The sequence below is a fragment of the Actinomycetota bacterium genome, from assembly GCA_013152275.1.
Classification (GTDB): Bacteria; Actinomycetota; Acidimicrobiia; order Spongiisociales; family UBA4744; genus BMS3Bbin01.
Map to the genome: position 1 here is coordinate 15,166 of JAADGS010000035.1, position 13,479 is coordinate 28,644.

Annotated in this window: 12 protein-coding genes; 11 read left to right on the forward strand and 1 reads right to left on the reverse strand. The window is 66.8% G+C overall.

Features of this window, described 5'->3' with window-relative positions:
- Nucleotides 1-76: 76 nt before the first annotated feature.
- A complete protein-coding gene (gene iolD / locus GXP34_06555; GenBank protein ID NOY55632.1) occupies nucleotides 77-1,927 on the reverse strand; it encodes a 3D-(3,5/4)-trihydroxycyclohexane-1,2-dione acylhydrolase (decyclizing) in 1,851 nt (616 codons plus the stop codon).
- 512 nt (nucleotides 1,928-2,439) lie between these two features.
- Here iolD and GXP34_06560 point away from each other — a divergent pair.
- From GXP34_06560 to GXP34_06610, 11 genes are all read left to right on the forward strand, one after another.
- Nucleotides 2,440-3,444, forward strand: a complete 1,005-nt coding sequence (locus GXP34_06560) for a TIM barrel protein (protein ID NOY55633.1) — start codon at nucleotides 2,440-2,442, stop codon at nucleotides 3,442-3,444.
- Nucleotides 3,393-4,448, forward strand: a complete 1,056-nt coding sequence (iolC, locus tag GXP34_06565) for a 5-dehydro-2-deoxygluconokinase (protein NOY55634.1) — start codon at nucleotides 3,393-3,395, stop codon at nucleotides 4,446-4,448. Before GXP34_06560 ends, iolC begins: the two co-directional genes overlap by 52 nt.
- Nucleotides 4,445-4,792 (forward strand): hypothetical protein, encoded by a 348-nt coding sequence (locus GXP34_06570; GenBank protein ID NOY55635.1) that lies wholly within the window; start codon nucleotides 4,445-4,447, stop codon nucleotides 4,790-4,792. The genes iolC and GXP34_06570 overlap by 4 nt, the downstream gene beginning before the upstream one ends.
- Complete coding sequence (iolB, locus tag GXP34_06575) at nucleotides 4,755-5,624, forward strand: 5-deoxy-glucuronate isomerase (GenBank protein NOY55636.1); 870 nt, start codon at nucleotides 4,755-4,757, stop codon at nucleotides 5,622-5,624. Before GXP34_06570 ends, iolB begins: the two co-directional genes overlap by 38 nt.
- Nucleotides 5,625-5,773: 149 nt before the next feature.
- Nucleotides 5,774-7,837 (forward strand): ATP-dependent DNA helicase RecQ, encoded by a 2,064-nt coding sequence (locus tag GXP34_06580; GenBank protein ID NOY55637.1) that lies wholly within the window; start codon nucleotides 5,774-5,776, stop codon nucleotides 7,835-7,837.
- 5 nt (nucleotides 7,838-7,842) lie between these two features.
- A complete protein-coding gene (locus tag GXP34_06585; protein NOY55638.1) occupies nucleotides 7,843-8,784 on the forward strand; it encodes a DNA-processing protein DprA in 942 nt (313 codons plus the stop codon).
- Nucleotides 8,785-9,192: 408 nt separating this feature from the next.
- Entirely contained in the window at nucleotides 9,193-10,377 is a 1,185-nt protein-coding gene (locus GXP34_06590; GenBank protein NOY55639.1) for a beta-lactamase family protein, read from the forward strand.
- 7 nt (nucleotides 10,378-10,384) lie between these two features.
- Nucleotides 10,385-11,404, forward strand: coding sequence for an alpha-ketoacid dehydrogenase subunit beta (locus GXP34_06595; GenBank protein ID NOY55640.1), 1,020 nt, complete (start codon nucleotides 10,385-10,387; stop codon nucleotides 11,402-11,404).
- Complete coding sequence (locus tag GXP34_06600; protein ID NOY55641.1) at nucleotides 11,404-12,441, forward strand: thiamine pyrophosphate-dependent dehydrogenase E1 component subunit alpha; 1,038 nt, start codon at nucleotides 11,404-11,406, stop codon at nucleotides 12,439-12,441. Before GXP34_06595 ends, GXP34_06600 begins: the two co-directional genes overlap by 1 nt.
- Nucleotides 12,438-12,677 (forward strand): hypothetical protein, encoded by a 240-nt coding sequence (locus GXP34_06605; protein ID NOY55642.1) that lies wholly within the window; start codon nucleotides 12,438-12,440, stop codon nucleotides 12,675-12,677. The genes GXP34_06600 and GXP34_06605 overlap by 4 nt, the downstream gene beginning before the upstream one ends.
- Nucleotides 12,674-13,477, forward strand: coding sequence for an SDR family oxidoreductase (locus GXP34_06610; GenBank protein NOY55643.1), 804 nt, complete (start codon nucleotides 12,674-12,676; stop codon nucleotides 13,475-13,477). The genes GXP34_06605 and GXP34_06610 overlap by 4 nt, the downstream gene beginning before the upstream one ends.
- The last annotated feature ends 2 nt before the right edge of the window (nucleotides 13,478-13,479 follow it).

Consider the following 13,479-nt stretch of genomic DNA (forward strand, 5'->3'; position numbering starts at 1 on the left):
ACACCGACCGACGGTGGGGGGTACTTCCAAGACCGGCACGATCTTGTCGGTGAATGGGCCGGTTCCGGATCACCGCTCACGGTCTGCCCCAGATCCCGACGCTCTGGTGCTTGCGCTCGGCGTCCCACTCGGCTCGCGCCACGAGCACTTGATCGCGTTCGGACACCTCTGGAACACCCACCTCCCACCAGGCGCCGCCCTCGGTCCATTCGTACGGGTGGGTGTCGATCACGATGACGTAGCTTCGGTCCGCCGCCTTGGCCCGGCGGAAAGCTGCTCGTAGCTCGCCGATTCCCGTGACCTTCTCGGCGATGGCACCCAGCGATTCGGCATGTTTGACGAAATCGACGCGGGTGTCGTCGACCCTTCTCGTGTGCTGCAGAAGGTTGTTGAACTCTTCGCCGCCCGTGTTCACCTGAAGTCGATTGATGACTGCGAAGCCGCCGTTGTCACAGACGATGAAGATCACCTTGTGGCCGGTCGCGACGGTCGAGTGGATATCCGAGTTCATCATGAGGTAGGAACCGTCGCCGACCCAGGAGATGACCTCGCGCTCGGGCAGCGCCATCTTTGCTCCCCAGGCGCCGGCGATCTCGTATCCCATGCACGAGTAGCCGTACTCCACGTCGAAGGAACCGACCGATTTCGCTCGCCATCCCATGTTGATCTCGCCAGGAAGGCCTCCGGCGGCGGCCACCTGGTAATCGGTGTCGCCGGCCAGGTCGTTGATCGCCCGTATGACCTGAGCGTATGTCGGCACGTCGAAGTCGCGGGCGACATAGCCGTCGAGGTAGTCGTACCAGTCGCGGCGCTCGTCGCCGGCGCGCCGTAGCCACTCGGTGGGGGCGCGATAGGCGCCGAGGGCCTCATCGAGCGCTTCGAGCGATGCTCGGGCATCGCCGACAACCGATATCGCATGGTGCTTGGTGGCATCGAATCGTCCGACGTTGATCGACACCAGATGCATCCGCGGGTTCTTGAACGCCGTCCATGATCCCGTGGTGAAGTCTTGGAGGCGGGTTCCCACCGCCACGACCACGTCGGCATCGGCGGCGAGCGCATTGGCCGAGGTGCTTCCGGTGACTCCGATCGGGCCGGCGAAGTTCGGATGGTCGTACACGAGTGTCGATTTGCCCGCCACCGTCTCTACCACCGGGATCCCCCGGGTGACCGCAAAGGCCGTGAGCTCATCCACTGCGCCGGAGTAGTGGACGCCTCCTCCGGCGATGAGCAGTGGCTTGTCCGCCGCGGCGAGCACCGTCGCGGCGGCCTCGATATCGCGGGCATCGGGGCCGGGGCGGCGAATGTAGTGGTGAGTCTCGTCGAAGAACTGCACGGGGAAGTCGTACGCCTCGGCGGCAATGTCCTGGGGCAACCCGATGTACGCCGGTCCACACTCGGCCGGATCGAGCATGATGGCCAGTGCCTGGGGCAGGGTCTGGATGATCTGTTCCGGGCGAGTGATACGGTCCCAGAAGCGGGTAACCGTCCGAAACGCGTCACTCACCGTTGTCGAGGGGCTGCCGAACTGCTCGATCTGTTGCAGGACGGGGTCCACGATGCGATGTTGGAACGTATCGCCGCTGATCAGCAGGAGCGGCAGCCGGTTGGCGTGAGCGACCGCGGCGGCGGTCACCATGTTGGTCGATCCCGGGCCCACCGACGAGGTGGCGATCATGATCTGGCGCCGCCGCTTCGCCTTGGCGAACGCGACGGCGGCCAGCGCCATGGATTGTTCGTTGTGTCCTCGCCAGGTCGGCAGCTCATCCTGGACCCGGGCAAGCGCCTCGGCGAGGGACACCACATTCCCGTGGCCGAAGATCCCGAACACACCGGGGAAGACGGGTACCTCCACACCGTCGATCTCGGTTCGCTGCGCAATCAGCCAGCGCACGATTGCCTGCCCCGTGGTGAGTCGTATCTGCATCGTCACTCCTTGCTCATGAGCTGCGTACCGATCGTAGGGAGCCTTGCACTGCCGGCCTTCTGGAACGATCCGGACACGGGTGGCCGCTTCTCGCGTACGTGGTTGCCGGCACCCGATGATCGCGACTTGCAGGACTGCACATGCGAGCGCATCCGCGGCGCGTCACGACGGCATCCTCGCCATCCGGCGATGGGCGCGCAACGACGTGTGATGGCAGGGTCTGTTGGAACCTCGGGTGGTACATACGTGCTCCCATCGCCTGGAACAACGGGGCTGTCCCGTGCAGCCGGCGAGACCGGAGGCGCTTCTCGGCAACGCTTTGACATCGACTTGGCGCAAGTATAGCGTTGGATGGTTGGAACGTTCCAATGGATTCAACCGGTTTGGGAGAGAGGGAAGCCCAGGGTGAAAGTGGGCATCATCGGCACGGGATGCGTCGGTGCGGTCGACGCCGACGATCCGGGGTGCCGGTCGGGTGTTTGCGCCATCCTGGTGACCCGGGAGGAGGCGGCATGACGTTGCTGAGCCGTGTCGGCGGTGCGCCGATCACGTGGGGCGTGGACGGGTCTCCCGGCTGGGGCCATCTCATGGACCGGGAACGTGTCCTCTCCGAGATGCGGCAGGTCGGCCTGTCTGCCACCGAGCTGGGCCCCGAGGGGTACCTCCCCGGAGACGCAGGCGAGCTGCGGGCGCTGCTGGATCGTTTCGGCCTTGCGCTCATAGGCGGCTTCGTGCCGGCGGTGCTCTATCGGCCCGAGTTGGTTTCCGAAAGCCTTGCCAACATAGATCGAGCAGCCGCGACCCTCGCCGGCACGGGTGCCTCGGTCATGGTGCTCGCGCCCGACTCGCTTCATCCTGGTTACGATCGCCAGATAGACCTGACCGAGGCCGAATGGGACACGCTTCTGACCAGTCTCGATCGCGCCGCCCAGATTGCCTCGGGGCACGGGTTGAGGACGGTGCTCCACCCGCACTGGGGTATGGCGGTCGTGGGCCAGGATCACGTCGAGCGTGTGCTCGACCGATCTCGGGTGGATCTGTGCATCGACACGGGACATCTCGCTCTGGCCGGGGCCGATCCCGTTGCCGTCGCGAAGGCCGCCGCCGGCCGGGTGGCTCACGTCCACCTCAAGGATCTCGACGAGGACCTGGCGCGGCAGGTTCGCTCCGGCGCCTTGGCGTTTCGTCAGGCCGTGATCGACGGCCTGTTCCTTCCGCTTGGCGACGGCAGTGTGGACATTCGGGGTTTGGTCGAGACACTCGAGGCGCAGGGCTACGGGGGCTGGTACGTTATCGAGCAAGATGTGGTGCTGGAGGCCGAGCCCGAATCCGGTGAGGGCCCGATCCGTGCCGCGGCGCGAAGTTTCGCATTCTTGGAAGATCTTGCAGGCGGCCTGCGAGTTCCACGCGGGAGCTCCCCCGGGTGCCACCGAGAGGATGCGCACCGCCTCGTGGGGGAGATGCCATGTTCGGGAGAGGACCGGTTGGAGCCGGATATCGAGGGTCGTTCCGGGTGACTGACAGTTCCTTCGAGCTGCTGACGATCGGCCGTGTCGGTGTCGACCTGTACCCGTCGGAGATCGCGTTACCGCTGTCGGAGGTCACATCCTTCGACAAGTTCCTCGGCGGGAGCCCGACGAACGTTGCCGTCGCCGCGTCACGCTACGGTCACCGTTGCGCGGTGATCACTCGCGTCGGAGACGACGGATTCGGTGAGTATGTGCGGGTCGCCCTGCGCGGCTTTGGGGTGGACGACAGGTACGTTGGCACCGACCCCGTGCTCCGCACCCCGCTCGTGTTCCCGGAGATCTACCCGCCTGATCACTTCCCACTCCTCTTCTACCGGGAGCCGAAAGCGCCGGACATGAACATTGCGGCCCAGGATCTCGATCTCGATGCGATCCGGCGCGCCGACATTCTTTGGACCACCGGAATCGGGCTGTCCGATGAGCCGAGCCGGTCTGCCACGTTCGCGGCTCTGGAAGAGCGCGGACGCAGGCGACACACGGTCCACGACCTCGACTATCGAGCGGGTTTCTGGTCTTCGCTCGAAGATGCCGGGAGGTATCAGCGAATCGCCCTGGGTCTGGCCTCGGCGGCGGTGGGCAATCAGGAAGAATGCGCGGTCGCCGTCGGACCCGGTACGCCGGAGGAGCAGGCGGCACGACTGCTCGATCTGGGGCTCGAACTTGCCGTCGTCAAGATGGGTCCCGCCGGAGTCCTCATCATGTCGTCCGAGGGCACCGAACGGGTCGCCCCCCTCGATATCGACGTCGTGAACGGGTTGGGAGCCGGCGACGCGTTCGGCGGTGCCCTGTGTCACGGACTGCTGCTTGGCTGGGACGCCGTCTCGATACTGCATTTCGCCAACGCGGCGGGCGCCTACGTGGCGACACAACTGGCCTGTGCCGACGCAATGCCGACCGAACGACAGGTGCGAGCGTTGATGGATGATGTCGCATCTCGCATCGACACGTGCCGTGGGGCACGTGTCGCCGACCGAAGGGAGCATGCGTCGTGATCTGTGATGGAACCTTCGATCGTCTGGTGCACGTCCCCTCGGGGCAGCGCGGTACGGTCGCCGACACGATGGCGGCACGCCGTGGAGCCGGCACCGTCGAGCGGGTCATGGCGGCAACGACCGTTCCCGCCGTCCTCGGTGCCGAGCCGGAGAATGACCCCGACGTCACGCGCGAGGGCCGGCGGCAGGCCCTGCGAATCCCGCTCGTGTGTGGCCTTGTCGAGGGAGGGGCTCTGCTCGATCCCAAGGGTGACGATGTCCCGACTGCCGTCGAACGTGCGGTCCGATTACTTGAAGGAGGACGACATGGCCAGACGTTTCTATCCGGCAGAATCCAGTGGTAGCGAGACGAACACGGTGGAGATCACCGCAACCCGGGCAGGGTGGCGGTACTCGGGCCTGCGTGTCTTGCGCCTGGCGGCCGACACGACACACGAGTTGACCACCGGGACCACCGAGATGGCGATACTTCCGCTCTCCGGTGGGTTGACGGTCGAGGTGGAGTCGCGCTCCTTCCACCTCGATGGGAGAGCCGGTGTGTTCGCCGCGGTCACCGATTTCGCCTATGTGCCGATCGATACCGACCTGCGGATGACCACGCGCGGGCCGTGCGAGGTCGCTCTTTGTACCGCCGAGGCCACCCGGCGCATCGACCCGTATCGAGTCGCCGCTCAGGACGTCCGGATCGAGGTGAGGGGAGGGGGCGCCGGGACTCGCCAGATCAACAACTTCCTCAGCGCAGACGTAGCCGATGCCGACAAGCTCATCGCCGTGGAAGTGCTGACGCCTGAAGGTGGCTGGTCGTCGTATCCACCGCACAGGCACGACCGGACGAACGAGGCGGAGATCGAACTCGAGGAGATCTACTACTTCCGTATCGACGGCGAGAGCGGGTTCGGGTTCTTCAGCTGTTACACCGGCGACGGCGAGATCGACGACACGCTGAAGGTGCACGATGGCGACGTGTATCTCGTCCCACGGGGTTTTCACGGTCCGGCTGCGGCCGCTCCACGGCACCACATGTACTACCTCAACGTGATGGCGGGCCCATCTCCGGAACGCGCATGGCGATTCTGTGACGACCCCCGGCATGCATGGGTCCGCGACGCCCTGGAGCGACTTCCGGCGGACCCGCGTCTCCCGATGACCGGCGCCGAACCTGCTCGAAACCTCTGATGGAATGAAGAAACGGGACCTCCGCCATGCCCTCCCGTCGAGCGCAGGAGGGCAGAATCGGTGTGAGAGATCTTCTGCATCCCGATGCCGGCGGAGATCGGTGAGAGACCGTTCGCGAATCTGTCTCTCACCATGGGTAGGTTGACGCCATGACCGAAGAGATCCAGGAGCTGCGGGACCGGGCGCTGGCCGTGCTCGCCCGCCTTGTCGGTGACGGGGCCACGTTTCGCCCCGGCCAGTGGGAGGCGATTCGCGCCGTCGTCGCCGACCGCAGGAAGACGCTCGTCGTGCAGCGAACCGGCTGGGGGAAGAGTGCCGTCTACCTGATAGCGACGAAGCTGCTGCGCGAATCGGGGAGCGGCCCCACCGTCATCGTGTCGCCTCTGTTGGCTCTGATGCGCAACCAACTCGAGATGGCCGACGCACTGGAGCTGAGGAGCGAGACGGTGAACTCGTCGAATCGAGACGAGTGGGATCGGGTCTACTCGGCCATCTCCGACGGCACGATCGATCTGCTGCTCATCTCACCGGAACGGCTGAACAATCCGACGTTCCGTAGCGAAGCCCTTCCCCGGCTGGCTCGCGACCTCGGGCTGCTCGTCGTCGACGAGGTCCACTGCATCTCCGACTGGGGCCATGACTTCCGTCCCGACTACCGGCGGCTGGGGAAGGTGGTGGCTTCGCTGCCGCACAACGTTGCGGTTCTGGGTACGACCGCCACTGCGAACGACCGTGTCGTCGAGGACGTGAAGCTGCAGCTTGGAGGGGACCTGGTCGAGATTCGTGGAGGGCTCGACCGCGAGAGCCTCATGCTCCAGATCATCGCCCTTCCCGATCGGGCCGACCGGCTCGCATGGCTCGCTGCGACGATCCCGCGTCTGGAGGGTTCAGGCATCGTCTACTGCCTCACGATCCGGGACGCCGAGCGTGTGGGCCGCTGGCTGGTCGGCAGGGGCATCGAGGCGGCCACGTACACGAGCCGCTCGGACGATGAGGCGCGCCTCGCCATCGAGGATCGGCTCCGGCATGGAACGCTGGACGTGGTCGTCGCCACTTCGGCTCTCGGGATGGGATACGACAACCCCAACATCCGCTTTGTCATCCACTATCAGTCGCCGGGCTCACCGGTCGCGTACTACCAGCAGGTCGGACGGGCCGGGCGCGCCGTCGACACGGCGTACGGGGTGCTGCTCACCGGCGAGGAGGACCGGGACATTCAGGACTACTTCATCCGTGTCGCCTTCCCCGGCGCCGAGGACGTGGATGCGGTGCTCACGCATCTCGGTGGGGCGGGCGGTGCCACGCTGACGAACCTCGAGAGCGTCGTCAACGTGCAGCGCACCCGCCTTGCGGGCCTGCTGAAGATCCTCGAGGTCGAAGGCGCCGTCTATCAGGAGGCAAGCAGGTGGTACCGGTCGGCGTCTCGCTGGACGTATCCGGTCGAGCGCATCGCCGGTGTGACGGCGGCGCGGCGCGCCGAGCAGGAAGCCATGGTGGAGTACGCGTCGACCGACCGGTGTCTCATGCAGTTCCTGCGACGCCGGCTCGACGATGCATCCGCCGAACCGTGCGGCCGGTGCGCGAACTGCGCGGGCAGTCCACTGCCGGAGGACATCCCGGCGGAGCTTCGATCCGAGGCGCTCCGGTTCCTCGATCGTATCGGTCTTCCGATTCCGCCCCGCAAGCGGTGGCCGCCCAAGATCGACGGGGCGGACGGGCTGCGCGAAACGCTGGAGGAGGGACGGGTCCTGTCGGTGTGGGGTGACCCGGGCTGGGCTCGAATGGCGCGCTCGGACAAGGACAAGGACCGGCGGTTCTCCGACGATCTCGTCGAGGCGCTCGCGGCGATGGTGGACGGTTGGGATATGGATCCGGCTCCGGCGTGGCTCACCTGGGTGCCGGCATTCGGAGGTGGGGGCCCGGTCGCCGACTTCGCCCTCCGCCTGGCCGCCAGGCTGGGCCTTCCGGCGGTGCCCGCCGTGAGAAAGGTCGTGGAGACACCGCTGCAGAAGACGATGCGCAACAGTTTCCAGCAGGCCCGCAACGTGCTGCACGCCTTCGAAGTGACACAGGTACGTGCCGATCCGGTGCTGCTGTTCGACGACACGGTCGATACGCGCTGGACCTTCACCGCGGTCGGGGCCCGGCTTCTGCACGCCGGTTCCGGCCCGGTCTACCCTGTGGCTCTCGTGGACACTTCGGGGGCACGTTGATGACGATGACCGAGGATGCCAAGGCCGCCGTGGTCTTGGCATCGTCGCTCGGTCGGCGGGACCGTCCCGCCTTGCCGCCGGCGCTGTGGCGTCGTCTCGTGCAGGCCCTACAGGATGCCGGGTTGCGCCCCGGGGACCTGTTTCGCTCCGACGTCGACGCGATCGGCAAGGCCGCGATCCCCGAGGAGCTCGCCGAACGGATCCGCGTGCTCATCGAGGACACCGTCGCCGTCGTTGTCGAGATCGACACGCTGGCGGGCAAGGGGATCCGACCGGTCACGATCGAGGACGCCGCCTATCCGGACCGGTACAGGTCGAAGTTGGGCACCCAGGCTCCACCGGTGCTGTTCGTGGTCGGCGACCGGACGCTTCTCGAGCGCGACGGGGTCGGAATCGTCGGGTCCCGCAACGTGGACGAGGACGGCGCCGGCGTCGCCGGGAGGCTGGCCGAAGAGGCCGCCCGGGCGGGGCGGACGGTCATCTCGGGTGGCGCGAGAGGCGTCGACCGGTTGGCGATGGCTGCGGCGTTCGAGGCCGGCGGTTCGGTCGTCGGCGTCCTCGCGGACTCCCTGGCGGGCCGGATCCGAAAGCCCGATACGCTGCGTGCGCTCGACAGCGGCCGGATCTGCCTGATCACCCACCAGCACCCCGGTGCAGGGTTCGGTGCCGGCGCCGCGGTGGCCCGCAACAAGCTGATCTACGCCCTCGCGAAGCTGACGGTGGTCGTGGCCGCAGACAGGGGGCGCGGTGGCACGTGGGAGGGTGCGAGCGAGGCCCTGCGGTCCGGCTACGGGAGGGTGGCGGTGTGGCGCGGCGGCGGCGAGGGGCCGGGCAACGCGGCGCTGCAGGAGCGTGGTGCCGAGCCGATTCGGGCCGTGGGGGAGCTCTGTGACCTCGTTGATGCCGACACTCCGGAACCGCCCGCGCAGATGTCGATGCTCGAGTGAACCTCCGACACGTGGGCGATGCGGGAATCCTGCCGTTCGGTCATGATGCCATGGCGCCCGAAAGGTCGGTGGAGCCGTCGACCCGTTCGATGCGGCCGTCCTGCCTGCGGCGATCGGCTCGGGCCGGGTGATGATCGGCGTTCGGAACGGGGGAGGCTCGACCCTCGTTGATCGAGCGACGTGGCCGCCTGGGGTGCGGAGTTGCCGGGAGGGTCACCTGTGAAGCAGGTCCATGTCTTCCCGCCCGCCTCACGCCGTGGGCTGCGCGGGATTCCTCACATGTGTGCCGTGGAGGCGATCCCATCACAGCATTTCTGATACTCATTATCTATAGTGCAATCATCGTTGTAAGACCCTATGATCGTCGATGACAGGTGATGAGGTGGCAGTGACCGGAAGCGAGCAGTAATGGGAGGCTTCGTCGCACCCGGGTTCGAGCCGGTATCCGAGGTGTTCGCTCGGCACCTCAGGGATGGCATCGAGAAAGGCGCAGCGGTGGCGCTGTACCGCCATGGCCGGCTGGTCGTCGACCTCTGGGGTGGTGAGGCCCGGCCGGGTGAGCGTTGGGCCGAGGACACCGTCGTGCCCGTCTTCTCCACATCCAAGGGAGCGGTGGCGCTGGTGGTCCAACTCCTGTGCGATCGCGGCGTCCTGGCGGTGGATCGGCCTGTGGCGGCCTACTGGCCGGAGTTCGGGGTCAACGGCAAGTCGACGATCACCCTCGAGCATGTTCTGACCCACACCGCCGGTCTGCCCTCGGTCCCCGACTACCAGGAGATCGTCACCCACGACTCGCCCGAGGGGTGGGATCGTCGTGAAGAGATCGTCTCCCGACTCGCCGCGGCAGCCCCCGAATGGGAGCCGGGATCGCGGCCCGGGTATCACGCCATCACCTTCGGGTGGCTCATCGGTGAAGTGGTGCGACGGGTGACGGGGCGTCCGATCGGAGACGTGTTCGCCACCGAGATCGCCCGGCCGCTCGGAATGGACACCTGGCTCGGGATACCGGCGGAGATCACTGATCGGGTCGGCCATCTCATCGCGCCGCTTCCCCCCTCCGACCCCGAAGAGGCCGAGCTGCTCGCCCGGGTGCTGAGCCCGGAAACGGTTACCGCGCGCGCCCTCATGGTCGGCCCGAGCGGCGGGCTCGATCACGTCGCCGAAGTGGCCAACAGCCCGCTCTTCCTGCAGGCGGAGATACCCGCCGGCAACATGGTCACCGACGCCCGGAGCGTTGCCCGCATGTACGCCATGCTCGTGGCCGGCGGTTCCCTCGACGGGGTTCGGATCGTGTCCGAAGACTCGATCACCGAACACACCCGGGTTCGGGTGGAAGCCTACGATGAGGTGCTCATGAAGGACCGGCGCTACGCCCTGGGATACATGCTCCAGGCCGAGCCGATCGGGCGGTTCGGTCCCAACCCAAACGCTTTCGGTCATCCCGGAATGGGAGGGTCGGTCGGATTCGCCGACCCTCGAGCCGGGGTGAGCTTCGCATATGTGATGACCCAGATGGTTCCGGCGCTCGACACGGACGAACGGTCGCGGGCCCTGGTGGATGCCGTCTACGAAAGCCTGGAGGCCGAGAGGTGAACCGACCATGAAGATGCGGATGAACCAGGCCATCGCCCGGGCGTTGGCCGACGAGATGCGAGCCGACCCGTCCGTGGTCGTGTTCGGGGAAGACGTGGCCGAGGCCGGCGGCGTCTTCAAGACGAGCGTGGGACTGCTCGACGAGTTCGGTCCCATGCGGGTGCGAAACACCCCGATCTCGGAGCTGGCGATCGCCGGAGCGGCCGTCGGAGCCGCCGCCGCCGGGCTGCGGCCGGTGGCCGAGATCATGTTCGTCGACTTCATCGGGCTGGCCCTGGACCCGATCGTCACCCAGGGCGCGTTCATGCACTACCTCTCCAACGGATCGGTCACTGCCCCGCTGGTCATCAGAACCACGGTGGGATCCGGTCGGGGCATGGGAGCGACCCACTCCCGCACGCTGGAGTCCTGGTTCCTGCAGGCGCCGGGACTGAAGGTGGCGGCGGTATCGAGCCCCCGGACCGCCTACGGGTTGTTACGAGCCGCCATCCGCGATGACGCTCCGGTGGTGATGCTCGAGCCAAAGATGCTCTACGGGAAACGAGAGGACTTCGAGCCCGGAGACGACGCCATCATCCCCCTCGGCCGCGGCGAGGTCGTTCGCTCCGGGAGCGACGCCACCGTGGTCACGCTCGGACCGACCGTCGATGTCGGGACACGGGTGGCCGATGAATCGGCAGCCTCGCTGGAGGTGATCGACCTCCGGTCGATCCGGCCGTGGGACGAGGATCTCGTTTGTACATCGGTGCGCAAGACGGGCCGGCTCGTGATCGTGGAAGAAGGCCCCCACACCGGCGGCTGGAGCAACACCGTGGCCGCAACCGTCGGCGTCGAGCTGTTCGGAGAGATGAGGGCACCCATCTTCCGCATCACCAGCCCGGACGTTCCGGTTCCTTTCGCCCGGCGGCTCGAGACCGAGATGTACTTCCCGTCGCCGACCTGGGTGGGACCGGCCGTGGAGCGATTCCTCGACACCGACCAGGTGCCGCCCTTGTGGTGGCAAACCGAGCGAGGGGAGGCGAGCTGATGGCCATCATCGCCAAGACGGGGCCGAGCAGCACGTTCGATGGTTCATCGGCCCTCGAGCGGAGGGAAGCGGTGCGGTCCGACCGGGTCGCCCGATACGAGCGTATGGTCGAGATTCGCCTGGTGGAGCAACGCATCAGAGACCTGCTGACGGAGGGACACGCCTGGGGCACCACCCACTCGTGTGACGGGCAGGAAGCGGTCGCCGTCGGCATCGCGGCCGCGGCCCGTCCGACGGACCTGGTGGTCGGCTCCCACCGCGCCCATGGGCTGGGAATGGCTCTCGGGATGTCACCCGAGGCGATCATCGCCGAGATAATGGGGAAGAGCGACGGCGCAGTGGGCGGGACCGGTGGGTCCGCCCATCTCACCGACACGACGATCGGCCTGCTGTACACGGTGACCCTCATGGGCGCCGGCATCCCGGTGACCGTCGGGAACGCCATGGCCATTCAGGTGACGGGGAGCGACGCCGTGGCGATCTCGGTGTTCGGGGACGGTGCCGCCAACATCGGGGCGTTTCACGAAGGTCTCAACCTGGCGTCGGTGTGGAAAGTGCCGGCGGTGTTCGTGTGTGAGAACAACCATTACGGCGAGTACTCGCGGTATGACAAGACCACGCCGATCACCATCATCGCCAAGCGGGCCGAGTCGTATGCGATGCCCTGGCTCCATGTGGATGGTCAGGACGTCGATGCGGTCGCCGCGGCCATCGAAGAGGCGATCGACCGGGCTCGCCGAGGCGGCGGTCCAACGCTCGTGGAGGCAAAGACGTACCGCTACCAGGGACACAACCGCACCGATCGGGCCGTCTACCGGCCCGAAGGCGAGTTGGAGGAATGGCTGGCACGTGATCCGATCACGATCCTGGGTGAGCGACTCGTCACCGAGGGTCTGCTGGATGCTGCCGGCATCGACGAGATCCGGGCCCGCGGCGAGCAGCGGGTCGAAGCCGCGGTGGAGTTCGCATTCGCCAGTCCCGAGCCGGACACCGCGGCGATGTTCCGCTACGTGTATCCGAAGGAGGTGGACGCATGATGGTGACCGTCAAGCTGCCCAAGCTCGGTGAACTCGCCGAGCGGGCGGTACTCCTCGAGTGGTGTTGCGCTCCCGGCGACGTCGTCGAGGTGGGTCAGGTGCTTGCCGAACTCGAGACCGACAAGGCAACGAGCGAGCTTCCCGCCCCCGTGGCGGGGAAAGTGGTCGAGCTGCTTGCCGCGATCGATGACGAGCTGACGGTGGGGGACCCGTTGGTCAGGATCGAGGCCGCATGAGTGATCGGATGACAGGCCGCATCGCCCTGATCACCGGAGGTGGGTCCGGCATCGGGGCCGCCACCGCCCGGCTCTTGGCCCGTGAGGGTGCCGACGTCGTGGTGGTCGAGCACCCCGATCGCTATTCCCAGGCTCTGCCCGTGGCCGAGGACATACGCCGGACGGGTCGGCGGGCGCTGATCGCCCTGGCCGACGTCGCCGACGAGAAGGCGGTCCGTGACGTGTTCGAGACCGCCGCCGGCGAACTCGGAGTTCCCGATTGCGTGGTGGCTGCCGCGGGAGTGGCCGGCCACCCCGATCATGCCGGTCTCGGCTCCCTGGTGGACCTGGATACGGAACAGTGGCAGTTCGTTCTCGACATCAACCTCAACGGCGTGTTCTTCACCATCCGTGAGGGTGCCCGGCGGATGATCGATGCCTCACGACCCGGTTCGATCGTGACGCTGGCCTCGGTGGCCGCAAAGATCCCGACTGCCGGGGTCTACTCGGTATCGAAGGCTGCGGTGTGGATGCTGACCAAGGCCCTGGCACTCGAGACCGCTCCTCACGGAGTGCGGGTGAATGCCGTCGGCCCCGGGTATATTCGGACGCCGATGCTGGACGATGCCGCCCGGCTCCGTGGTGGTGTCGCCGAAGACTGGTTCACCGAATGGAAGTCACGAATCCCGATCGGGCGACTGGGAGAGCCCGAAGACGTTGCGCTCACCGTCCTCTTTCTGGCGAGCGACGACGCACGCTACCTGACGGGCTCCCTGCTGCATCCCGACGGTGGCATAACGGCGAGGTATGCCGGTGGCTAGAG

Coding starts and splice junctions, on each gene's coding strand:
- iolD (NOY55632.1), bottom strand. CDS start 1,927: ATGCAGATACGACTCACCACGGGGCAGGCAATCGTGCGCTGGCTGATT.
- GXP34_06560 (NOY55633.1), top strand. CDS start 2,440: ATGACGTTGCTGAGCCGTGTCGGCGGTGCGCCGATCACGTGGGGCGTG.
- iolC (NOY55634.1), top strand. CDS start 3,393: ATGTTCGGGAGAGGACCGGTTGGAGCCGGATATCGAGGGTCGTTCCGG.
- iolB (NOY55636.1), top strand. CDS start 4,755: ATGGCCAGACGTTTCTATCCGGCAGAATCCAGTGGTAGCGAGACGAAC.
- GXP34_06580 (NOY55637.1), top strand. CDS start 5,774: ATGACCGAAGAGATCCAGGAGCTGCGGGACCGGGCGCTGGCCGTGCTC.
- GXP34_06585 (NOY55638.1), top strand. CDS start 7,843: ATGACCGAGGATGCCAAGGCCGCCGTGGTCTTGGCATCGTCGCTCGGT.
- GXP34_06590 (NOY55639.1), top strand. CDS start 9,193: ATGGGAGGCTTCGTCGCACCCGGGTTCGAGCCGGTATCCGAGGTGTTC.
- GXP34_06595 (NOY55640.1), top strand. CDS start 10,385: ATGAAGATGCGGATGAACCAGGCCATCGCCCGGGCGTTGGCCGACGAG.
- GXP34_06600 (NOY55641.1), top strand. CDS start 11,404: ATGGCCATCATCGCCAAGACGGGGCCGAGCAGCACGTTCGATGGTTCA.
- GXP34_06605 (NOY55642.1), top strand. CDS start 12,438: ATGATGGTGACCGTCAAGCTGCCCAAGCTCGGTGAACTCGCCGAGCGG.
- GXP34_06610 (NOY55643.1), top strand. CDS start 12,674: ATGAGTGATCGGATGACAGGCCGCATCGCCCTGATCACCGGAGGTGGG.